The organism is Pseudoalteromonas sp. 3D05, from assembly GCF_002723455.1.
Classification (GTDB): domain Bacteria; phylum Pseudomonadota; class Gammaproteobacteria; order Enterobacterales; family Alteromonadaceae; genus Pseudoalteromonas.
In genome coordinates this window covers 41,648-64,389 of the sequence record NZ_PDUS01000009.1, presented here as the reverse complement: position 1 = coordinate 64,389, position 22,742 = coordinate 41,648, and the positions used below count along the sequence as shown (strand labels likewise).

At 39.2% G+C, this 22,742-nt stretch carries 20 protein-coding genes and 5 pseudogenes; 10 read left to right on the top strand and 15 right to left on the bottom strand.

Going from position 1 to position 22,742, the window contains the following annotated elements; genetic code table 11:
* Window positions 1-260 precede the first annotated feature (260 nt).
* Window positions 261-499 (bottom strand): annotated as a pseudogene (locus CSC79_RS20230) (endonuclease III); the annotation flags it as partial.
* Window positions 500-735: 236 nt separating this feature from the next.
* Here CSC79_RS20230 and CSC79_RS10900 point away from each other — a divergent pair.
* Both CSC79_RS10900 and CSC79_RS10895 read left to right on the top strand, forming a co-directional pair.
* On the top strand, window positions 736-1,455 hold the full coding sequence (locus tag CSC79_RS10900; protein WP_099295843.1) for a helix-turn-helix transcriptional regulator: 720 nt from the start codon (window positions 736-738) through the stop codon (window positions 1,453-1,455).
* On the top strand, window positions 1,452-2,468 hold the full coding sequence (locus tag CSC79_RS10895) for a serine hydrolase domain-containing protein (RefSeq protein WP_099295842.1): 1,017 nt from the start codon (window positions 1,452-1,454) through the stop codon (window positions 2,466-2,468). The genes CSC79_RS10900 and CSC79_RS10895 overlap by 4 nt, the downstream gene beginning before the upstream one ends.
* Window positions 2,469-2,660: 192 nt before the next feature.
* Here the strand turns inward: CSC79_RS10895 and CSC79_RS20225 are convergent.
* A pseudogene (locus CSC79_RS20225) lies at window positions 2,661-2,851 on the bottom strand (endonuclease III); the annotation flags it as partial.
* A 198-nt stretch (window positions 2,852-3,049) separates the two neighbouring features.
* On the opposite strand from CSC79_RS20225, the gene CSC79_RS10885 reads away from it, so the two are divergent.
* The 3 genes from CSC79_RS10885 to CSC79_RS10875 all read left to right on the top strand — a co-directional run bounded on the left by CSC79_RS10885 (window position 3,050) and on the right by CSC79_RS10875 (window position 5,653).
* Window positions 3,050-3,526 (top strand): RNA polymerase sigma factor, encoded by a 477-nt coding sequence (locus CSC79_RS10885; protein ID WP_099295841.1) that lies wholly within the window; start codon window positions 3,050-3,052, stop codon window positions 3,524-3,526.
* A gap of 1 nt (window position 3,527) precedes the next feature.
* Window positions 3,528-4,124, top strand: coding sequence for a hypothetical protein (locus CSC79_RS10880; protein WP_099295840.1), 597 nt, complete (start codon window positions 3,528-3,530; stop codon window positions 4,122-4,124).
* Window positions 4,125-4,249: 125 nt separating this feature from the next.
* Window positions 4,250-5,653: a serine hydrolase gene (locus tag CSC79_RS10875; RefSeq protein WP_099295839.1), complete on the top strand. Its 1,404-nt coding sequence runs from the start codon at window positions 4,250-4,252 to the stop codon at window positions 5,651-5,653.
* A gap of 63 nt (window positions 5,654-5,716) precedes the next feature.
* On the opposite strand, the pseudogene CSC79_RS10870 reads toward CSC79_RS10875, so the two are convergent.
* The 4 genes and pseudogenes from CSC79_RS10870 to CSC79_RS10855 form a co-directional block, all read right to left on the bottom strand.
* Window positions 5,717-5,978: pseudogene (locus tag CSC79_RS10870) on the bottom strand (endonuclease III); the annotation flags it as partial.
* Window positions 5,979-6,045: 67 nt separating this feature from the next.
* Window positions 6,046-6,774, bottom strand: a complete 729-nt coding sequence (locus CSC79_RS10865; protein WP_099295838.1) for a hypothetical protein — start codon at window positions 6,772-6,774, stop codon at window positions 6,046-6,048.
* 212 nt (window positions 6,775-6,986) lie between these two features.
* Window positions 6,987-7,179: pseudogene (locus tag CSC79_RS10860) on the bottom strand (endonuclease III); the annotation flags it as partial.
* A gap of 110 nt (window positions 7,180-7,289) precedes the next feature.
* Window positions 7,290-7,991, bottom strand: a complete 702-nt coding sequence (locus CSC79_RS10855; protein ID WP_099295837.1) for a CPBP family intramembrane glutamic endopeptidase — start codon at window positions 7,989-7,991, stop codon at window positions 7,290-7,292.
* 138 nt (window positions 7,992-8,129) lie between these two features.
* Between CSC79_RS10855 and CSC79_RS10850 the strand changes: the two genes are divergently transcribed.
* Entirely contained in the window at window positions 8,130-9,059 is a 930-nt protein-coding gene (locus CSC79_RS10850; protein WP_099295836.1) for a LysR substrate-binding domain-containing protein, read from the top strand.
* 162 nt (window positions 9,060-9,221) lie between these two features.
* On the opposite strand, the pseudogene CSC79_RS10845 reads toward CSC79_RS10850, so the two are convergent.
* Together CSC79_RS10845 and CSC79_RS10840 are read right to left on the bottom strand one after the other, a co-directional pair.
* Window positions 9,222-9,481: pseudogene (locus tag CSC79_RS10845) on the bottom strand (endonuclease III); the annotation flags it as partial.
* 242 nt (window positions 9,482-9,723) lie between these two features.
* On the bottom strand, window positions 9,724-11,793 hold the full coding sequence (locus CSC79_RS10840) for a winged helix-turn-helix domain-containing protein (RefSeq protein ID WP_180270418.1): 2,070 nt from the start codon (window positions 11,791-11,793) through the stop codon (window positions 9,724-9,726).
* 160 nt (window positions 11,794-11,953) lie between these two features.
* Between CSC79_RS10840 and CSC79_RS10835 the strand changes: the two genes are divergently transcribed.
* From CSC79_RS10835 to CSC79_RS10815, 4 genes are all read left to right on the top strand, one after another.
* A complete protein-coding gene (locus CSC79_RS10835; protein WP_099295834.1) occupies window positions 11,954-13,468 on the top strand; it encodes a serine hydrolase domain-containing protein in 1,515 nt (504 codons plus the stop codon).
* A 67-nt stretch (window positions 13,469-13,535) separates the two neighbouring features.
* The gene (locus CSC79_RS10830) at window positions 13,536-14,288 is read left to right on the top strand and encodes a type 1 glutamine amidotransferase domain-containing protein (RefSeq protein WP_099295833.1); all 753 of its coding nucleotides are present in this window, start codon (window positions 13,536-13,538) and stop codon (window positions 14,286-14,288) included.
* A gap of 913 nt (window positions 14,289-15,201) precedes the next feature.
* Entirely contained in the window at window positions 15,202-15,609 is a 408-nt protein-coding gene (locus tag CSC79_RS10820; RefSeq protein WP_099295832.1) for a hypothetical protein, read from the top strand.
* Window positions 15,599-15,793 (top strand): helix-turn-helix transcriptional regulator, encoded by a 195-nt coding sequence (locus tag CSC79_RS10815; protein ID WP_099295831.1) that lies wholly within the window; start codon window positions 15,599-15,601, stop codon window positions 15,791-15,793. The genes CSC79_RS10820 and CSC79_RS10815 overlap by 11 nt, the downstream gene beginning before the upstream one ends.
* 134 nt (window positions 15,794-15,927) lie before the next feature.
* Here CSC79_RS10815 and nth read toward each other — a convergent pair whose 3' ends face one another.
* The 7 genes from nth to rsxA are packed head-to-tail and all read right to left on the bottom strand — an operon-like array spanning window position 15,928 to window position 22,603.
* Window positions 15,928-16,560: an endonuclease III gene (gene nth / locus CSC79_RS10810; protein ID WP_099295830.1), complete on the bottom strand. Its 633-nt coding sequence runs from the start codon at window positions 16,558-16,560 to the stop codon at window positions 15,928-15,930.
* Between the two features lie 46 nt (window positions 16,561-16,606).
* Window positions 16,607-17,305: an electron transport complex subunit E gene (locus tag CSC79_RS10805; protein ID WP_099295829.1), complete on the bottom strand. Its 699-nt coding sequence runs from the start codon at window positions 17,303-17,305 to the stop codon at window positions 16,607-16,609.
* Entirely contained in the window at window positions 17,302-17,937 is a 636-nt protein-coding gene (gene rsxG / locus CSC79_RS10800) for an electron transport complex subunit RsxG (RefSeq protein WP_099295828.1), read from the bottom strand. The genes CSC79_RS10805 and rsxG overlap by 4 nt, the downstream gene beginning before the upstream one ends.
* Window positions 17,937-18,995, bottom strand: a complete 1,059-nt coding sequence (gene rsxD / locus CSC79_RS10795; protein WP_099295827.1) for an electron transport complex subunit RsxD — start codon at window positions 18,993-18,995, stop codon at window positions 17,937-17,939. Before rsxD ends, rsxG begins: the two co-directional genes overlap by 1 nt.
* Window positions 18,992-21,457 carry an electron transport complex subunit RsxC gene (gene rsxC / locus CSC79_RS10790; protein WP_099295826.1) on the bottom strand — a complete coding sequence of 822 codons (2,466 nt, stop codon included), beginning with the start codon at window positions 21,455-21,457 and terminating at the stop codon, window positions 18,992-18,994. Before rsxC ends, rsxD begins: the two co-directional genes overlap by 4 nt.
* 8 nt (window positions 21,458-21,465) lie before the next feature.
* Window positions 21,466-22,020, bottom strand: coding sequence for an electron transport complex subunit RsxB (gene rsxB, locus CSC79_RS10785; protein ID WP_099295825.1), 555 nt, complete (start codon window positions 22,018-22,020; stop codon window positions 21,466-21,468).
* Window position 22,021: 1 nt separating this feature from the next.
* Window positions 22,022-22,603, bottom strand: coding sequence for an electron transport complex subunit RsxA (gene rsxA, locus CSC79_RS10780; RefSeq protein WP_099295824.1), 582 nt, complete (start codon window positions 22,601-22,603; stop codon window positions 22,022-22,024).
* Between the last annotated feature and the right edge of the window lie 139 nt (window positions 22,604-22,742).

Here is a 22,742-nt window from a genome sequence, read left to right as displayed (position 1 = left end):
GCGCTTCACAGGAACTTACTTTCATCGTTGTAACTTATTAAAAGGGACTGCCATTCTTGCAAAGTAACGCCTTGATATTAAGCCCCTGTGAAACGCTGAATTCTGCATCTTGAGGTGGTTTGGGTATAATTGTGCTTAAATGGATTACATACTGTGCTCGAACCTACTTATAATTAAGCTCGCTCATCGCTTGAAGCAGCATCACGAAAATACAATGCCTTAAATCCGTTTATTGGTTGTTTTAACAACCCTAAGTGGAATTAAGGCTGATCTGTTTTATCCTTGAATTTACACGAATCTTCAATAATACAGTTACCACATTCAGGTTTACGGGTCGAACACATGTAGCGGCCGTGCAAAATCATCTATTCATGTACGCCTACCTTAAATTCAGCGGGCAGGCCTTTTAGTAACTTTTCTTAAAATTTTAAAGCGTTTTGCCCATAGCTAATTTGGTGCGGTTGGAAACGCGGTAAATATCTCTGTCTACGATGGTGGGTCAGTTAGATGGTAAAGAAAGTAGATAAGCACTCTATGTTTAATAAAATCATACCGACTTGTTTAGCGGCAAGTCAACGTAATTAGACTCAAGGGAATTTATTTAAAAATAATACAAGAGTCGTTTAAGCTCACTGTTTCTCTAGTTGGCAGGAAACTGGCGGCTATCTGACGTGTTGAATATCAATCGAGTTAGTCATACTATCTGCAACTGAAAGACAGGAGTTATAAACAAAGATGAAAGTATGTAAAAATAAAATTGTCACGCTTAGAAAAGAGCATGGATGGTCTCAAAGTACACTTGCAGAAATATCTGGCTTGGGTGAAAGAACCATACAACGAATCGAAAAAGAAGGGGTTTGTTCACTTGAATCTGCTATGGCATTAGCATCTGTATTCGAATTAAGCCCTAAAGAACTACACGTTGACGTTGAGGTAAACCAAATTGATGATGAGGTTGTTCATGCTAGAGAAGTAAATTGGGGCGGAGTGATTGGCATGATTGTTTTGTTTCTGTCTGCTTTTTTTATCATTGATTTAACGAGTAAATACCCAAACTGGGAAATAGTAAGCGCTTGCTTAATATTAGGTCTTTCCTTTACTCTTTCTTGTGTCGCACATGGCATTAGAGAAACCTTATCAAGTTTAGCAGCGACGGCGTGGATTATTCGTTTACCAACGGCCGTACAGGGGGTCAGTAAGAAGATTGCGATAATAAAATCGTTGCGTGATTATGCATACATTGTTGGTATAGTTAGCTCGCTAGTATGTGGATTAACAATAGTTAACCACTCTCAAATTGACCTATTGCACCTTACAAATTACTTCACCTATGCTATTCGACCACTTGTATACGGGATATTGATATCTGAGCTTTGGTTTAGGCCCTTAAAGCACAGACTAGAGCATATACTTAAAGTAAATGCTGTACCTCATAAAGGGGAGAGCAAGTCATGAAAAGAATTTACGTTTTTTGGTTGGTCTTGTTAGCTATTACACCTATCACAATAGAGGCAAACACGTTAGAGTCTGAGTTGAATGATAAAGTAGTAAAGATTATTGAGCAATTTCAAACCCAGCATGGATTTAATGGTTCGATTGCGATAAAACTAAAAGCAAATCCCATTTTTACTTACTCTGTGGGCTACCAAAAGCAAAACACTAAGTTAAACGCAGAGCACTTATTTAGCAGTGGTTCAGTTGGTAAAGAGTTTACAACAGTTGCGCTTTTGAAGTTAATAGATGAAAGCCGTTTGACACTCGATGATCTCATTGGCAAGTATATTCCAACACTTCCACCTTGGGGGCAACAAATCAAAGTAAAGCATTTACTTTCCCATACATCAGGTCTGCCTAAAATTAGCTGGAAAAATAACATCACAACCCAAGATGTCATGGACCAAGTAATGGCTTTGCAAGTTTTAGAATTCCCACCCGGTACTGATTATTTGTATGGCAACATTAATGTGATGTTGCGAGCTAAAATTGTTGAAAACATAACAGGGCAGGAATTCGATAAATATTTAAAAGATCATTTCTTAGACCCGTTAGGAATGACGAATACAATTCAATCAGTAACAATTAATCAGTCAAAGCAACAGGTTGCTGGTGATTATCCTACGGCCATAAACGGTGTGACAATCTACACTACCGCATCTGATTTATTACTTTGGGAAATGGCACTGCTAGACGGAAAAGCTTTAAATGGGAAGTCGGTTTTGAGGTATATATCCAAACACAAACTGTCGGGAAAACCGAACCACATTGAATATGACTTTGGCCAGTTTTATATGGAAAATGAAAAAATTTCTGCGATTAAACATGATGGCAGTAATCCTTCCCACCATGTGCTGAAGTATACAAATTTGACCTCTCAACTCTCCTTAGTCGTTATGTCCAGTGATGGAAACAAAAACTTACTCTATTTAATAAAAGACGATATAGAGGCACTGTTCCAATCGATTAATTAAGTTTTTAGGTCACTTAACCTGCTTTTGAGCACTTAAATGTTAGCAAGCATTATTAACCTAATTCGGTTTTGAAAGCTCTAAATATATAACGTTTATTTCAGACAATAGTGAAACACCTTGCTCAATATAAACGAGATTTAGCTGGTTTGGGTTAGATAGACTGAGTAAATTAGAGTTCCAACTTTACTCAGTCTAATCTTTAAACTCACAAGTCTTCGATAATACAGCGGCCGTGTACTATCAACCAGTGGTGCACACAACTTTAAACTTTTTAGGTACTCATTTTTCGAGTTTTTTTCTGCTTCAGCAACGTTCTTCCCTATAGCAAACTTTGTACGGTTTAATAAACAAACGATATGAGTGTCGACATCTGCTGTAGGCCAATCAGAAGATAATTAAGGTAGATGAAGTGCTTGGTTTATTTCCTTGTATGGTTTTCGACTTAACGTGCTTTTGGTGATAACAAGGGACTTTAATAGTGGAGAACGAGTTAATTATAAAAATTTTTATTCACTGTGACACAATCGTGTTTTATCACCGACTAATTAAATATCTAACCAATTGGTAATATGCAAATACAGATGCGAAAACAATTCGAACAAATGATTATCAACAACCAAGGTCGCATACGTTACATTGCTTCCCGATATAGTCATGACGGCGAATTTGACGACATGTATCAGGAAATATTACTGCAGCTTTGGAGAAGTTTCGAGTCGTTTAGCGGCGAGTCGAAACAAGAAACGTGGGTTTTTAAAGTTGCATTGAATACGGCTTGCACATTTGTAAGGGCAGCAGTGAAGCAAAAAGAGATTAAACAGTCTCCATTACACCAATCAATGCAAGCGCTTCAGCCTACGCAGGACAGCTGCCAAGCAGACATCCTTAATCGATTTATGGATGGGCTGAGTGACATAGATGCGAGCTTGCTGATGATGTACTTAGATGGGCTATCTTCGGACGACAGCGCTAAAGTGCTTGGTATTAGTTCCAATGCCGTTAGGTCGCGTATTAAGCGCATTAAAAATGAATTTGAAACCAATTACATAGGAGATTGATATGAAGCTAGATGATTTAAAGCAAGACTGGCAACAAGCCATTGAAACCGAATCAACTCCTGATAATTTAACTGAGGTGATAGACATGATTGAGCAACAAACCACTAAGATTGATAAGGAGATTAAACGTCGCGATTTCCTCGAAATTGGAATTGCAGTATTTCTTATCCCGGTTTGGTTATTGGGTCTATTAAATTCGGCAAGCACGATGCAAAGTATTGGTTTAATCATCGCGATTGTCGCTTGCATATACATACCATATCGACTGATATCTGCAAAAAAAGTAAACGCTAAGAAAAGTGACAGCGTTAAGGATTTTTTAGTCCAAGAAAAACAAAAAATTCAGCAACAAAAACAGATGTTGGAGTCGGTTGTATGGTGGTACATAGCACCGCTGACGGTTGCAATTTTACTCATCACGTTAGGTGCAAAAGTGAACGAACAAGGTATTCCTCAGATAGCGTTGGGCATGCTTTGGTATTACGCTTGTGTTGGTTTGCTGGTTGTGGGTGTGTACTTCTTAAATAAACGTGCTGCCAAAAATAAGTTTGCCCCATTGTTAAAGAACATCGAGCAACGATTGGCAGAAATGAGCTAACTAACCAAAGTCAGCTCATTCTTTTCTAACTCTCTAATTCATAAAGCTTTAATGGCGCTTTGAGCGACTTGTTGAGCAAGTCGCTTCGGGCAAATGCGGCCAAAATTGACTAAGGAATTTCGACCATGAACAACAAAGAAACAAACAGCAAACAACAAAGTAATAAGAAAGCTTCGTCTTCGACGATTATTGTCGTCTTGATCACATTAATAATTGCGATAGCCTCTGGTAGCTCATCGGCTGCAAATGCCGAACTAGAAAAGGTGCTTAAACACAAAGTAGAAACTGAAAAACTAAGTGTTGGGATCGCCGTTGCCATCATCGAAAACGGTCAAGTGAGCTTTATTAACGTTGGTGTTGCAAACAAGGAAACGGCTCAAGAAATCGACCAGAACACCTTGTTTGAAATTGGCTCTGTTAGCAAAGTAATGACATCTACGGCACTTGCGACCTTTGTCGACGAAGGGACGTTAAAACTATCCGATCCCGTTCAAAACTATTTGCCTAAGTCAGTCAAGTTACCAATGAAAAATGACAAAGCCATCACGTTTGAGTCTTTGGCAAGTCACCGTTCGGGTTTACCTAGACTTCCAAGTAATATGCAGTTTAGTAACCCGTTAAACCCATATGTAGATTACACGACAGAAATGATGTACGAGTTTCTTAATCAATACACCTTGCCTCGTGAGGTAGGTGAGTCACCAGAATACTCAAACCTTGCAGTTGGTTTATTAGGACACACGCTTGCTAAAATTGATGATATGAATTACGAGCAAATGTTGATGCAACGTGTTCTAAAGCCATTAAAAATGAAGGATACCTTTGTTGACGTGCCTAAATCTGCGTTGACAAGAAGAAGCAAAGGGCACAACGGAAATCTTGAGACTACCGACTATTGGCAACTACCAGCAATGGCTGGCGCAGGTGCTGTAGTTTCAGATGCTACTGACATGGCACTTTATTTAAAAGCCAATATGCAACAAAACAAGTTAGCATCGGCAATCAAATTGACCCACCAGCCTACGGCCGAATTTGGAAACTCACTTACTGAAGTGGGACTAGGGTGGATCATCCAAGGCACAGCGGACGGTGATGTTTATATGCACAATGGTCAAACTGGCGGATTCGCTTCGTTTATTGGCTTTAATCCTACTTCGCATAAAGGTATCGTCATTTTATCGAACACTTCTATATTAATGGATGAGGTAGGGTACAGTTATTTGACGAATTCTTTGGCATCTTTAAAGCTAACGACGCCTGTAAAAGTGGCTGAAGCAGAGTTAGCAAAACTGATTGGGAGGTATGAACTGGTACCTGGCTTTATATTGTCGATAACTCACGATGAGGATAAGTTATTTGTTCAAGGTACAGGGCAACCAAGACTGCCTCTAACTGCCAACTCAATCAACGAGTTTGTAAATAATGCAGTAAAAGCGAGGATACAATTTGAGCTTGATGCTAATGGCATAGCAACGTCACTTACTATGTATCAAGGTGGTCAAACACTTCCTGGCAAAAAACTAAAATAGAAAGATAGTTATTTGCAGCTCAGAGCTTTTCATTTTGCGCCTTTTTTACAAGGCGTCTCTTTCTTACTTGGTTTTATCCTTAAACTCACACAAATCTTCAATAATACAAGCGCCACATTTAGGCTTACGAGCAACACAAGTGAAGCGACCGTGCAAAATGAGGCAGTGAAGCACATCGACTTTCAATTCTTTCTGTACAACTTTTAGGTGTTTCTGTTCAGCCTCTTCTACATTTTTTACCCATCGCAAATTTAGTGCGATTGGATACGCGGTCGATATGGGTGTCGACAGCTATTGTCGGCCAGCCGAAAGATAATGAAAGTAGATAAAATAAGAAAATTAGACTTCACTGATTGAGCCCTTCATAAAGGAATGTGCTCTGTAGCGTTTAATTAATCTATTATGTTGGAGAGGGAGTATTTGTATTTTTCTTTAAATTTAGGAAGTAAATTCGTTAATTGATTACTTATGTCACTTTCTAAATGGCCAATACTTTTGTGGATTGTATGGTGGATAGTTACCTTACCAAGTTGAACTAAATTAAATTTTTCTTTAAATAGGGGGAGTGTATCTTCATGCTCTAAATAAATTAAATAATCAATTCTGTCTATTTTTAACATTTGTAGCAATGTGGCTGCATTTTCTATCGTAGCGAAATTGAACTTTAGATCTAGGCTTTCAGTCAGATGCTTTGTGCCTTTCGCTGCAAATACGCGATTCTGTTCACTCATTGCCGTGTCGATATCACAAGTTACTTTTTTATTGCAAAGTAAATATAAAATAGCATTACCTAATGGAGGAGTTAATTTTATCAAACTTTCTCTAGTATCTATTGCGTATGATAACCGTGCAACATCAGCTTGAAACATTCCTTTTTCTAATTCCTTCAAACCGCGCCCCGATGGCATAGACACAATCTCTATATCAAAGCCAAGGCTGTTATAAACTTGACTAATTAAAGGCCAATAAAAGTAAGCTTTGGGGTGATTGGGTGATGAAACAGAAAGTTTTTCTTTTTGAGCGGTTACAGTCGGAGTAATTAGAACAGCTATGGGTATTAGCAAATGTGAAAATGATCTAGTTAATTTGCTTGTTAGACTCAACTTTGTGTCACCCCCCATTTTTTCGCCTTTAGAACAATAATCCAACTATTTAAATAATAGGAGACATTCGCTTTTATTGCCAAATTATTTTGTGGCGAGTGTACAAAATTCAAAGCTAGAAAGGGGAGTTAAGTCTTTAGAGTGGAGGCACTTATACAAAACGCTTAAACCAACCATTACTAAATTAAATTAGTCTAATATATCGGTGACGCAGTAGACCGATAAAAGCTTTACTCCGTTTTATCCTTAAACTCACACAAGTCTTCGATAATACAGCTGCCACATTTAGGTTTGCGGGCGGTACACATAGCGGCCGTGTAGAATCAACCCGTGGTGCACTTCTACTTTAAATTCTTTCTGCACGACTTTTAAAAGTTTCTGTTCAACCTCTACTACGTTTTTACCCATAGCAAACTTGGTCCGGGTGTAACAGATGCAGAAATTGAAAAGATAACCACGGAGATTAAATACCCCATAAAAGCTCCTGTACGGCCTATATTATCAATTACAGTTATTTTTGACGTTAGAAAGGGTTAGGTTATTTTTCCATCACTAAAATAATAAGCGATGAGGCCTAAGGAGTTGATCAACCCATGCGCAATGATCAGTGGGAATAATTTTCGACCGTTATATAAATATACCAAAGCGAAAATGACAGCTACCACACCCGTGCTAATAATTCCTGGTATACCTTGAGATATATGAAGCATACCAAAAATAGTCGCGTGCAAGACAACGGCTGAAAAAATGCCTGCTTTCCTTTCTCCAAATAACGACATTAGGCTGTTCAATAAAAAACCACGCATTAATAGCTCTTCACCTATCGCTGCACCAACCCAAATTACAACTAGTAAATATATAGCTAAATACAAAGGATTACCTAATAAGAATTCAAACCTATCGGTAGAACTTTTGGGTATGGTGACATCAAGGGCACTTGAAATAATTGGAACTACTGCTGCCATAAATGCGAGCACTATCACCACTATTAAAATGGCAATGCCTATAGATTTGAACAAACTTCTCCCATCAGTAGGTAAGTTAAATCCGCGACTTTTCCATGTGATGTCTTGTTTCTTCATAAAGTATGTTGCGACAAATATTCCACACCACATTGCGATTGAACCCGCACCAATAACACTTAACCTGTCTGCGATGTCTTTAACGAGTAACATTACGCCTAGGACTACAACAACTTCAAAAATTGTTTGTTGTTTCGAAGTTAACTTTATCATTATCAAATTTTTCCTACTATTGCCGAGTTTTAACTTTTCGGTGGTATTGTATTGGCCTATTAAAATAATGGTTTAGTCCTTATTATTTAAATGATAATATTTAATTGATTTATTAGTAAAAGAGATAACTTGTTTCCAATGGCATTACATCCGGCAACGTTAACTTGTCTTCAAGTATTTAGCGCAATAGTTGAAGAAGGTGGTTTTAGTAGGGCATCCGAACGGTTGGGGTTGACGCAAAGCGCGGTAAGCCACCGAATAAAACAATTGGAAGAAATCACAGGTGTAACACTTATTAATAGAACAACGAGATATATGAAGGTGACTGATGTTGGCCAACGTTTATATAATCAGTCTCGACTGAATCTTGTTGAACTAGAGCGTACATTATCCAGTTTGAAAAGCATGTCTGAAGCTCCTTTAAGTTTAACCACTATATCGTCATTAGCGACCAAGTGGTTGCTACCTAAACTCAATGAGTACAACCTAGAACACCCTAATCAGCCATTATCGGTGCTAACTGATGATAAAATTATCGACTTAAATTATGAAGGCATCGATGCCGCAATACGCCTAACCGATATTAACGATCCTGCTCTGCATATGACCTTTATTTGTGATGAATGGGTTTTTCCCGTAGCAAGTGGTGCTATAGCTAAAGATGAAAATATTATTGCTCAACCAAACCTGTTATTAGATTTTCCTTGGCTTATAGATGTTATTGCTGAAAAAGGAAGTGATGAAAGCTCTTGGAAAGGTTGGCTCAGCAACCAAGCACTAGGTTTTCCTGACAATCATAAGAAGCAAAGCTTTAACCGAACTGACATTGCACTTCAGGCGGCGGCAGCGGGGCAAGGGGTTGCCATCGCTAGGGCAAGTTTAGTTGAAACAGATATGCTGGAAATGAAACTTTTTAAACAAGTAGGACGTGCAGTAAAGATGAAATATTCATATTATTTTGTATGTCCTCATGAAAAGGCAGATCACCCTGTGATAGCCAACCTTAGAGATTGGATATCAAAAGAACTAAAGGCATCAGTGAGCAGAGTTAAGCAGCATATTTGTTAAATACAATACACGTGAAATAAAGTGTCTAATTACCTAGGAATAGATAATTGGCACGTGTGTAAATGCGTTAGTATTTAATAGTCCAATAAGTCGGTTGCATTAAGCTTTAAGCATAATTCCAGAATACTCATCTTTCAGCTTGTGTAATTAAAGTGAACCTAGTTATTCACTCTGGTCTTTAAATTCACACAAATTTTCAATAATACAAGCGCCGCATTTGGGTTTACGGGCTACGCAAGTATATCGACCGTGAAGAATAAGCCAGTGATGCACATCGACTTTAAATTCTTTCGGTACAACTTTTAGACGTTTCTGTTCAACCTCTACTACGTTTTACCCATCGCAAATTTAGTGCGATCGGATACGCGGTTGATGTGGGTTTGTAAAGCGATAGTAGGCCAGCCAAAAGATAATTAAAGTAGGCATTGTGACTGACTCAATTTTTAGATCTGCTTTTAGCCAAAAGCTGAGCTTAACTCTTGAGTTACTAAAATCAGTTCAGCAGAGCCTAAAATCGACAAAATGCCTTTATGAAATAAACCGCAACCTAATCTAAGACCTGGCCTCTGCTAGTTTATGAGGCTAAACCAATCTGTTAGCTGACTATCAGTTTCAAATACACGAGAAAGTTATATTTAACGAAAAGTAGCAAAACGCGTTTTATTTAATTACTAGAGAATACATCGAAATTTCGATTCTTCGTATAAGCATATACAAGAGACATTTTTGAAATATCAAATCTGGATGGTAATTGGTCTGCCAAAATATCAATTTTCTTCGTTTTTTCTGAATACCTTTTTATTGCGTTTTTTTGTCCTAATGCTAACCAGAACCATTGTTCACCATACTTCTTAATATTTAAAGAACGATGAGTAATTAAGGAAATATCATCAGTCGGAATATTTGTATCTATCGTTCCATTTGGTCCTGATTTCACAATATTGTTTTGGTCTACCCAAATAGTGTTTCCAGAATTACTTGCATGCTGGACATATTTCCAATTAGGGGATTCAATTGATGAAATTTCACTCATTAAGTCATAAATGTGAACTTGCCATTTACCTTGCTTCTTCATACTAAAACTAATTTGTTGATCTGTTTTGAACGATACAGCGCGCAGTTCCTGCTCTGGTAAAGGTAATTTGGTGACTTTAAAATCAGATAAATTAACATAAAATATACTATTGATACCCAGCGCTATTAGCGCTTGGCCATTTGGAGAAAACTTCAAATCGAAGTAGTGATTTTGGTTATCAAAGTTAGTTAGCTTTAAGCGCTTTTCTGTCACAACATCATAAAGCCATATTTGTTCACTGCCTGTAGCTTCACTTATATAAGCTACTGCTTTACCGTTTGGAGAAAATGCTGGTAGCCTGTCACTAACACTAGCATTTGCAATAGTTTTGCTGTTCCCATTAATTAGATCTACAAGTTTAATATCTTTGTTATGCCTACCTGCAACATACAAATAGTCCGTGCCGTTACTATGTCTGTAGGGTCTTACGATTTGTTCACTGGCAGAAAAAATAATTTCTTTTTCCTTACCTGATAAATCATAGCTAGCCAATTGATATGATGGGAAACCATCCATAAGGACAATTTTGTCTCCTTGGTGAGACCATATTCCGCAGCAAATATAAGCATTTTGCTTGAAGAGTAAATTAAGTTTTTCACTATCTAAGTCAAGAGAGTAAAACCCTACCCACTGCTTTTCATCAGGCGATGAAATGAGAAGCTTGTTTTTTGTTGGGTGGAGATCAAATTGACTATTTCCTGCCAGATGAACACTCGGCTGATTTAATCGTGTTTTTATTTTGGTTTTAAGATTTAACTCAAATAATTCATAGGGTGTACCAGCCCCTTTATTTTCTGAAAATACAACTGTATTCTTATCGTGGGTGTACGACATCCCCCCATAACTTCCTTTATTACAAGTATAAATCAATTCTGGCTCTTCTAATTGCAGACCATTGACGGCTCTAGTGTAGTATTGGCAAGTATTGACACTAGTTACCAAGTAAACTATTTCTTTACCGTCTGGACTCCAACTCGCAGGACCAACATCTGCATCATTACTATGTTGCACATATACTTTCTCATGACTTTTTAAACTTTTGATGACAAGGTTAATTTGGTTGTCTGATGTAATCGACATATAGCTAATTCTAGTGCCATCAGGAGAAATCGAAGGTTGAACTTCATTACCGGCATCAGTGGTAAGAACAATTGAACCTGAAATTTTAATGTCTTTATCTATTGTTAGTTCAGAACTAGGTTTATCTTGAACAAGTAGGAACCAAGAACAAAATGCAGCAATTAACAGAAAAGTTGCTAGTAACAAAAGTTTTTGATTACTTTTTCTAATTATTTCGCTGCTTCGATCAGCATGTATTTCGATCAAAGGTTGTTTTTCTTTATAATCAGCTAAAGGTTGAACATTAGCGATAAACTTGTAACCTTTTTTTGGAAAAGTAGCGATAAAGTTAGGCTTTCTTGCATCATCTAGAAATACTTTCCTGAGCTTTGTGATAATCCTAGTCACAGCATTATCGGAAACAATGCGCCCTTGCCATACATATTCAATTAGTCGGTCTTTACTAATGATTTCATTCGGATGCTGACAAAAGTAAACCAAAAGCTCTACCATCATAGGTTCTAACTGGCTCGAACCATCCTCAGATAGCAAAGTCTGCTTTTCGTCACAAAAAATATAATTATTAATTTGCCAACGCATATAAAATATTTTAACAAAGGTAAGTATTTGAAAATTAACATACATCCTCCATTTAGTCACATAAAATCATAACAAATCACAAGATTATCACGACTTATTTTCACCATTCCCTTAACTTCTTTTCGCAATCTAAATTTATTGAACTAAAAAGCAGGTAACTATGAATAAAGCGTCTTATCTATTGGCCATTGCAGCTTCTATTTCTCTAACGTCATGTTCTGTGAGCAGTACAAAAAGTGAAGCGACATTAAGGGCTGCGAGTGTTTGTTTTTCAACTAACTCAAGTGCAGATATTAAAGCCCAATTTGAAAACGGTATCGTGTCGAAAACGATATTCACTAACAAAGAGGAATCTTTATCTAGCATTGAAGAACGGTTAGAAGATCTTAATATTCCTTCCCTTTCATTAGCTGTAATGAACGGTGGTATTATCGAGTGGTCTGCTATTTATAATTCACCATCAAACAAAGCGCTAATAGATTGTAATACACGTTATCAAGTGGCTTCATTATCAAAGCCTGTCACTGTCATGGCTGCGATCCGTATGCAATCAAATGGGTATATCGATCTAAATGAAAATATCGAAAACTATTTAAAGAGCTATAAACTGCCAAAAGGCAAGCAAACGAAGAGTGCGCCTATTACGATTAAAAATACGCTAGATCACTCTTCGGGGATTAATTCTGGAGGTTTTTTAGGGTATCAACAAGGTTCGCCTATACCATCTGATATTGAAATATTAAAAGGTAATAAGCATTCAAATTCAGCACCTTTATCTGTTGTTAGTAAACCAGGAGTGCAACTTGCTTATTCAGGAACAGCATATACGTTAGCTCAAGTTGCATTAAAGGATATATTCAAAAAAGATTTTTCCAGCATTATGGATAAATGGATCTTGTCGCCGTTGGGGATGGAAAACTCCAGTTATCGTTCTCCTGATATATCTTCTATAAATCAACCAAACTCAAAAATACAGGCAATTTCAATTGCTAAAGGCCATGACTCTGATGGTAAAGAAATAGAAGGTGGTTGGAGAGTTCATCCTGAACTAGCCGCCGCTGGAATGTGGAGTAACGCCAATGATATGGCTACTTTTATGCTTGAAATATACAAAGGCTACCAAGGCAAGAGTACTTTGTTTTCTCAATCAGAGATAAAGCAAATGCTTGAAAATGAAAAAGATGGCCACGTTTATGGGTTTATTTTAAACCATGAAGGAGATGACATTACTCTCACCCATTTTGGCGGTAATGTGGGTTACCGAGCTGGCATGACTATTAGCTTAAAAACGGGAGATGGCTTAGTTTATTTACTTAATTCTGACAATGGTGCAGCGTTAGGAAACCAATTAATGATGACCGCATCAAAACTGTACGATTGGTCCAGCTTTAAACAAATCATCAAAACCAAACGTGAAGCCAAGATAGAGATATTGAAGTCTCTAGTAGGTAATTACTTGTGGAACGAGCAACTAGCGTTATCCATTAGTTATGAAGATGAACATCAGCAGATTTCACTGCATTTCCCCAATGGTGATCAATACAAACTCACTCCTATAAAAGGAGTTGGTAAATCCTTTATACATCAGGACACTGCCACACTTGTCTCTTTTAACTCATGGGATAAAGAGACTGAATTTACTGTATATGGACAACGAGCTGTAAGAATGAAATAACGTCAACACGCCTCGTTAACAATGAGCGTGAATGACACCCGAAAGCAATTTACTAAAAGGAAAAAAGATGAAAACACTAACGGCGATAATACTAACATTACTGTTACTCACGACAAATGCGACAGCAGAGCCTAGAAAAAAAATATTAATAGTTGCCTCTAATATGATTGATATGGGCGATCCTGAAAAACACGACGCAAGAAATAATTTATGGGAATTCGCTCCGCCGTATCATATTTTTGTTAGTCATGGATTTGATGTCGACTTTGTATCACCTCAAGGTGGAAAAGTGGATTTTATGATGGATCCATTAGGTATTAGTAGTTACACCATCAAGTATGAAGGTTTTCTAGAAAAAGCGAACAGTTCATTATCGCCTGCTCAAACTGATCCAAATGACTACTGGGGAGTATTCATCGGTGGTGGTTACGGGGTTATGTTTGACGTTGCAGAGAATAAGGAAATACATTCGATTATAAGCCGGGTATATGAATCAGGTGGTATTGTTGGTGTCGGCGGTCATGGCTCAGCAGGTATCGTAAACGTAAAATTATCGAACGGTGAGTTTTTGGTGAAAGAAAAAAAAGTGGCCGGTTTTCCTAACTCTACCGAAAAATCTAAATCATGGGCAAAGCAAGGGACACTTTTGCCTTTTCTTATTGAAAGTCAGTTAAATAAAAATGGCGCTATCGCTCAGAATAAGAAAACACTAAAAGATAAACATGCAGTAGTAGTAGACCAACGAATAATCTCAACAATGTTCTTGCCTCCAGCAGCAATTGTCGCAAAAGAAATGATTTTATTGAAAGAAGCTAAATAAAGCGCCGATGACGCAAGTAGCCGATGCTAATTAGCAATGCGCTCGATTTTTATTTGAATTAAGTACAATAAGGAAAATGTATGGTTAACCCATTTAAAATATTAAACTTTTACAGTATCGTAATTACCAGTTTGATGTTGAACAGCGACGCACACGGACAGGTTGGTGGTAGTGCGGGCTACGACAGTTCTTTACGAGCAATTGAACCTAAAAATATTACCTTTAATGCCGGACTCGCTGGTTCCTCTTCGCCTCAAATAGGTAGGCTTATAGTCGCGAAAAGTCACAGGCACGTAATTTACAGTCTAACGCCAAATTAAACATCGTTAATTCTCGCAGTTTATTTGCCAGCTCTAACCGTATTCTATTTAACCATATTTCTTTGAGTTTTAGAGAAAATTTTAACCAACTAGTTTGCCTTTATTCCAGCAAGATTTTCGTGAAGTTGATTTGCTGTCGACCATGATAATGCTCCTTTCATGAAGGGACTATAAGAATGGCTGGAAGCACTGAATTTATTGATAGCAGGCATTACTTAGCCAATTTCGGACATTAGTTTTTGAGTTACTAACGGCAGCTCAGAGCCTGAAGCGGACATCGATCTTTTGTGATGCCATAATCATACTAAGGGTAATATTAAACCAAGATTTCAACTTATTTGTGACGCGGGTTCAAGCTCATTGCAGCCGTAAAAATTTCCGTTTTTAAAACAAAAAACGACTATTTTAGTAATTTCGCTTTCCTTGATTCTAATTTTTAATTACTAGGGTCTATGTAAGTAATACCTGTCTTTATGTCAGTGATACTTGACACCTATTAAGTTTGATGTAATGCTTACCTTACATTATGTCATGAGATAGTGACATGATTAGATAGTTGATTAACGATAGCAAGGTAAAGACCGGAGGTTAAAATGAGTAATGAATTAGATAAAAAGGAAAAGAAGTTTCTAGTCAAATTTATGTTGCATATAGCGATGTTTTTAGCGGTTTTAGCGATATCAGTAGTAATGAATGAGACCAATAATTTGTCTATATACAGCACTGGATTCCTCGCAATGTCTCCTGTAATTCCTGTGATATTTTTATTGCGGCTGGTGGTAAATCATTATAGGTCATTAGATGAATACATCCAGAGAGTAATGGGTGAAAGTTTGCTTTGGGCTGTAGGTGTTGTTGGTTGTGCGGGAATGGCTTATGGCTTGCTCTCAGAAATGGTTGTGGTGCCGACTATTAGCCCATCCTTTATGTTGCCAGCAATAGCAGTCATCTTTGGTGTAGCGCAGTTTATTAAACTATCGGGCAATACCCATGAAGAATAGGTTACGGGTACTTCGTGCAGAAAAAGGCTGGTCTCAAGCAGATCTTGCTGAAAAGTTAGGAGTGTCACGTCAAGCCGTGAACGCTATAGAAACAGGGAAACATGATCCTTCTTTAACTCTTGCTTTTGCTCTTGCGGATGCTTTTGGACAACGCATTGAAGATTTGTTTTTGCACAAAGAGTAAATCTTAAACAATATACCTTCTTTAGGCGAACTGTCGTCGTTATTCTGTGCGAATAATGCAGTCTGCTTTGTCGGAGAACTTGTCGTTAGATAAGCCAAGGCTAATGTCAGCAGTTGTATCAAAGTAGACAAAAGTTATTCTGTCTTATCTTTAAACTCACACAAGTCTTCGATAATGCAGCTGCCACATTTAGGTTTGCGGGCGGTACACACATAGCGGCCGTGTAGAATCAACCAGTGGTGCACATCAACTTTAAACTCTTTAGGTACTACTTTTTCGAGCTTTTTCTCAACCTCAACTACATTTTTACCCATCGCAAATTTTGTGCGGTTTGAAACGCGGTCGATATGGGTATCTACGGCTATGGTAGGCCAGCCAAAAGCGGTGTTCAGTACGACATTGGCCGTTTTACGGCCCACGCCAGGCAGGGCTTCTAAGGCTTCTCTGTTCTCTGGTACTTCGCTGTTATGTTGATCCACTAATATTTGGCACATTTTATATACGTTAGCGGCTTTTGAATTAAATAAACCAATGGTTTTAATATAATCACGCAGTGCGTCGTGGCCAATATCTAAAATAGCTTGTGGTGTATTAGCAACTGGAAATAGTTTGCGTGTCGCTTTATTCACACCAACATCAGTGGCTTGTGCTGACAGTGTAACGGCAACGAGTAACTCGAATGGGCTTGAATACTCAAGCTCTGTTTCTGGGTTTGGATTATTATCACGTAAGCGAGTAAGTATTTGATAACGTTTTTCTTTATTCATGCAACTTAAAACGCATTAGCTTTTATTAAGTTAATGCGCTTTCCCCTTAAGTTAAGCTAGTAACACGCGCCCGAGGGCCTTTTTCAGCTTCTGGCGATGTTATTTGTTTTGATTTTATTTGTGCGTCGATAACGTTTTTAGCTGCAATGAGTAAACCTAAACCCAAAAATGCACCGGGTGGTAAAATAGCGAGTAAAAATTGATTATCAAAACTAAACACTTCTATGCGTAAAACGCTAGCCCAAGGGCCTAGCAATAAATCAGCGCCATCGAATAATGTACCTTGTCCTATGAGTTCGCGCATTGCACCTAAAACCACGAGTACAACCATAAAACCGGCCCCCATCATTAACCCATCAAATGCAGATAAGTGCACGGGGTTTTTAGATGCATATGCTTCAGCACGGCCAATAATGGCGCAGTTAGTAACAATTAGGGGAATAAAAATTCCCAGAGATTGATACAGACCAAAGGTGTATGCATTCATTAATAATTGAATAATCGTTACAAATGCGGCAATAATCATTACAAAAACAGGAATACGGATATCTTTTGGTACCCAATTACGTACTGCAGAAATAGTTACATTTGATCCAATGAGTACCATCATGGTTGCAAGTCCAAGACCTAGCGCATTAGTGATGGTAGATGTAACAGCTAACAGTGGGCACAACCCGAGTAACTGCACTAATGCAGGGTTGTTTTTCCACATGCCTTCGTTGATTAACTCTTTATACTGACTCATGCGTCACCTGTATTACATGCATTGGGGGCATCAAATATCATATTAAATTGAGATTGCGAAAATAACACCGCGTCTTTTACAGAGCCTACCACTGCACGTGGTGTAATTGTGGCACCTGTAAACTGATCAAAATTACCGCCATCTTTTTTTACAGCCCAGCGATCATCATTTTCACCTAATACGGTTTTTCCTTCAAAGAGCGTGATCCAAGGCGACTTTTTAAGTTCAATTTTATCGCCAAGACCTGGCGTTTCTTCATGCTTGGTTACACGTACGCCGCCAATAGTGCCGTCTGCGAATACAGAGGTAATCAAATCAATATCACCACTATAACCTCTTGGTGTTACGTGTCGTATTATTAACGCAACAGGTTTGCCTTTCATGCGGGCTCGGTAAATTATTTGTGGGGACTTACCAAGTTGTGGGTCATCAATAAGCACACAGTCTTGATATAATGAATTATCATAAAACTGTGGTTTGAGAACTTCTTGTAGTTGGGTTGATAATTGATTGCGTTCTTGCAGTGCGATGTTATCAGCAGTTAAGTTATAGACTACAGCAACAGCCCCCGTTGTTGCTAACGCAAAGGCTGTCAAAATGGCACCGTTTTTAGTCATTGAGGGTAAAATCATTATTTTTTCACCCCATGCCCGTAGGTCCTAGGTTGTGTGTAGTAGTCTATTAAAGGAACAGCCATATTTAATAATATCACAGCAAAAGCCACTGCATCCGGAAAGCCACCAAAGGTACGAATTAAATAAATTAATAAACCGATAATTGCGCCATATATTAATCGACCTTTATTGGTGGTTGCAGCAGATACGGGATCAGTCGCGATAAAAAATGCAGCAAACATAGTCGCGCCACTAAATAAATGAAAAACAATTCCAGCTTCTGTCCCTGGCGATGCAATGTAACCAATACCACTGCATACAGCAAGTGTTACAATTAAGCTCACAGGAATATGCCAGTTAATGACTTTACTTTTAATAAGGTAAAGACCACCGATTAAAAAACCTAGATTAACCCAACCCCAGCCTTTACCAACCCACTCGTTGAACAAGGGGGATTGCATACTTTCTGACGCGGTTAGACCATGGGCAATATCTGTTTTTACGGTATCAAGCGGGGTAGCCATTGTCATCCCATCGATCCCTACACGCAATTGATCAACACTAAAACCAGTTGCAGTGAAATCAGTGAATATCACCCCCAGTTGCTGACTAAAATCAATTGAATTACCGAGTAAGTCGCTGACCGGTAACCAAGCTGTCATTTGAACAGGAAAGGAAATAAGTAATAATACATAGGCGGCCATTGCGGGATTGAACAAATTAAACCCTAAGCCTCCGTATAGTTGCTTTACTATCACAATCGAAAATAGGCAGCCAATTACAATAATCCACCAAGGCGCAAGTGGTGGAATACTCAATGCAAGTAGGACACCCGTTAACCAAGCACTGCCATCTTTTAAAGTCTGGAAAGTAGGACGCTTTCGCATTTTCATGATTGTAGCTTCTGCCACACTCACTGTAATAAGCGCAAGTACAAGTTGAATGACTACCCCAGTGCCAAAAAATATAACCTGTGCGATAAAGCCGGGAATACAGGCTGCAATCACCGTGAGCATAAGCGTGTTTAAAGACTTATGGCTATGGTTGTGGGGCGAGCTGGCCATGGTTAATTTCATGACTTATCACTTCCTTCTTGTTGGTTCTTTTTAGCTTTTGCTCGTGCAATAGCTTTTGCTACAGCGGCTTTCTTTTTATCTTCAGCACTGAGCGGCGCACTTTCTTTGGCTTGTTCAAGCTCAGAACTGACAGTCACCTCATCTGCGCTTTTGGTTACATCTGCCTTAGCGGCTTTTTTAGCTTTTGCACGGGCAATAGCTGCGGCAACAGCTGCCTTCTTTTTATCTTCATCGCTGTGCAAAGCACTCTCTTGCGGTTGCTCAGGTTCAGAAACCACAGATACCTCATTTAGTTCTTCAACTTTATCTGCCTTAGCGGCTTTTTTAGCTTTAGCCCGCGCAATGGCAGCAGCAACGGCCGCTTTTTTATCATCAACAGGGGGTTGCTCTGTTGGCAATTCTTCGTCAGCTTTAGCGGCTTTTTTAGCTTTAGCACGCGCAATGGCAGCAGCAACGGCCGCTTTTTTATCATCAGCAGGGGGTTGCTCTGTTACCGGTTCTTCGTCGGCTTTAGCGGCTTTTTTGGCTTTAGCCCGCGCAATGGCAGCAGCAACGGCCGCTTTTTTATCATCAACAGGGGGTTGCTCTGTTACCGGTTCTTCGTCAGCTTTAGCGGCTTTTTTGGCTTTAGCCCGCGCAATGGCAGCCGCAACGGCCGGTTTTTTATCATCAACAGGGACTTGCTCTGTTACCGATTCTTCGTCAGCTTTAGCGGCTTTTTTGGCTTTAGCACGCGCAATAGCAGCCGCGACGGCTGACTTTTTATCGTCAGCGGTTTCATTTGTGCTCGAACCGGCTTCTTTTTGTGCTTTGTAAGCACGCGCTTGTTCTTTTCGCGCAGCACGCTCTTTTGCTACTTCACTGTTATCTGGTTCAAGTTCACCTGAGTTCTTTTTCGCTTTAGCACGAGCTATAGCTGCAGCTACTGCTGATTTATTGTCAGATTTTTCATCTGAGCTTTTAACTCGCGCAAGCGCATCGGCTACTTTTTGTTTTTCGTCGGCAGATTTGGCTGCAGGCTTGCGTTTATGACGATTTTGCCTTGCTTCTTGTTCGCGCTCTAAACGTTCTTTTCTTAGCTCAAAGCGCTCTTTAGCTCTTTCGGCTTTAATTTTTTCGGCTTGCTGTTCTTTTATTTCAACTTTCGCGACACGATAATATTGAACCAAAGGTATTTCACTTGGGCACACATAGGCACATGCGCCACATTCAATACAATCGAATAGGTTGTATTCTTTTAATTTGTCATATTCTTTAGATTTGGCAAACCATTGTAACTGTTGAGGTAGTAACGAAGCTGGGCATGCATCAGCACACGCACTACAGCGAATACACGCTTGCTCAGGGCCCGGCTCTGCAAGTTCGTCATGATCAGGTGCTAAAATACAGTTGGTTGTCTTAATAACCCCAATGCGCACAGTGGGTAAAGTAAAGCCCATCATGGGGCCGCCCATTACAACGCGCTGTTGTGGTACTGGTGAAAAGCCTTGGCAGTCAAGCAAATGTTTAATCTCTGTGCCAAGTAATGCCCAAACATTACCAGCATTGTGGATAGTATTGCCTGTTACAGTTACCACACGTTCGATTAAAGGTTTACCTTCTAAAACAGCTTGCTCGATTGCGTATAAGGTGCCCACATTATGAACAAGTACGCCAATATCCGCAGGGATCCCAGCACTGGGCACTTCTTTATCGGTCAATAATTGGATTAACTGTTTTTCACCGCCTGAGGGATACACAGTCGGCACCGTTTGCACAATAATAGTGTCATCATGCTTGGCGGCTTGTTGCATTGCCTCAATTGCTTCAGGTTTATTATCTTCTATACCGATAATGGTTAAAGTAGGTGATAGCAGTTGTTGCATTATTTTAATGCCGGTTACTATTTTATCGGCATGTTCACGCATCAGAACATCGTCGGCTGTGATGTAGGGTTCGCATTCAACGGCGTTAACAATCAAAAACTCAATGGGCTTTCGACTATCCGCCTTTATGTAGGTTGGAAAGCCTGCGCCACCCATGCCCGAAATACCACTGTTGTGAATAATATCAATTAACTCGTCATGCGCTAGGTCAGCAAAAGCGATGTGAGGAGTAAGTTCACACCATTTATCTTGTCCATCAGGGGCAATAATAATGCTTAATTCCGGCAGCGCAGAAGGGTGTGCAGATGGCATTTGGCAGATATCGGTGATAACACCGGATGTAGGCGCATGAACCGGTACCGACCAGTTTGCTACAGGCTTGGTAAGTGCTTGCCCTTTTAGTACGGTTTGGCCTTTTTCAACAATGAGTTGGCCATTAGCGCCAATATGTTGTTTAAGTGGAACAACAAGTTTATCTGGCAGTGGTAATCGAGTGATTGGGCTTGCATTAGATAGCCCTTTTTGACCAGGTGGATGAATCCCCCCGGGAAATGGCCACACTTTACCTTGTTTGATCTGTTGAATTAACTTTTCCATGTGCGACCTCAATCTATTTGCGTAACAGGGATTGCATCTAACTGCCATTTCCACGTTTGTTTTGTGGTCTCAACAGGCAGCATATCAATACAATCAACTGGACAAGGTTCAACACATAAGTCACAGCCAGTACATTCATCTATCAGTACGGTGTGCATTTGTCTTGTTGCGCCAACAATGGCGTCAACAGGGCAGGCTTGAATACATTTAGTACAGCCAATGCATTCATCTTCTCGAATATAAGCGACGGTCTTGACAGGCTCAGCTTGCTCTCCGCCTGCCAGTGGTTTGGCTTCAACGCCCATTAAATCAGCCAACTTCTTAACAGTAGCTTCACCGCCAGGAGGGCATTTATTTATTTCGTCACCATTGGCAATCGCTTCAGCATAAGGGCGACAACCAGGGTAACCACACTGGCCACATTGAGTTTGCGGTAAAATGGTATCGATTTGTTCAACGATAGGACTACCTTGCACGCGAAAACGTACTGCGGCAAAGCCTAAAATTAAACCAAAAATAAGTGCTAGCGAACCAAGCGCTAGTAATGCATAAAACAAGGTCATGTTAAAACTTCACTAATCCGGTAAAACCCATAAAGGCCATCGACATAAGGCCTGCGGTGATCATCGCTATTGATGCACCTTTGAAAGGAGCGGGGACGTCTGCGGCGGCTAGGCGCTCCCTAAGGGCTGCGAATAAAACAAGAACTAAAGAAAAGCCCACGGCAGCACCAAATCCATACACTGCTGATTGAAGAAATGAGTGATCTTCTTTTATATTTAATAGGGCAACACCAAGCACTGCGCAATTGGTGGTTATTAATGGTAAAAATATACCTAATAATCTATATAAAGTAGGGCTTGTTTTTTTAACAACCATTTCGGTAAATTGCACCACAACAGCAATGACTAAGATAAAGCTCATAGTGCGCAAAAAAGTTATGTCTAGGGGGATCAAAATATATTGATTGACTAAATAACTTGTCACAGAGGCGAGTGTAAGTACAAAGGTTGTAGCCAGCGACATGCCAATAGCAGTATCTAATTTACTAGATACTCCCATAAAAGGGCATAAACCTAAAAACTGTACTAAAACAAAGTTGTTAACCAGCACGGTGCCAATCAACAGCAAGACATATTCTGTCATATTCGCCTCAAGCTATAATAATCGCGGACATTATCCTTTTTTCTCACTGGTTTAACAACACATCACAGGGAAAAAAGCTGCTTTTGTAACACTCAGAGTAATACGTATTGATTAAAATAAATGATTAATTTTGGAAGAG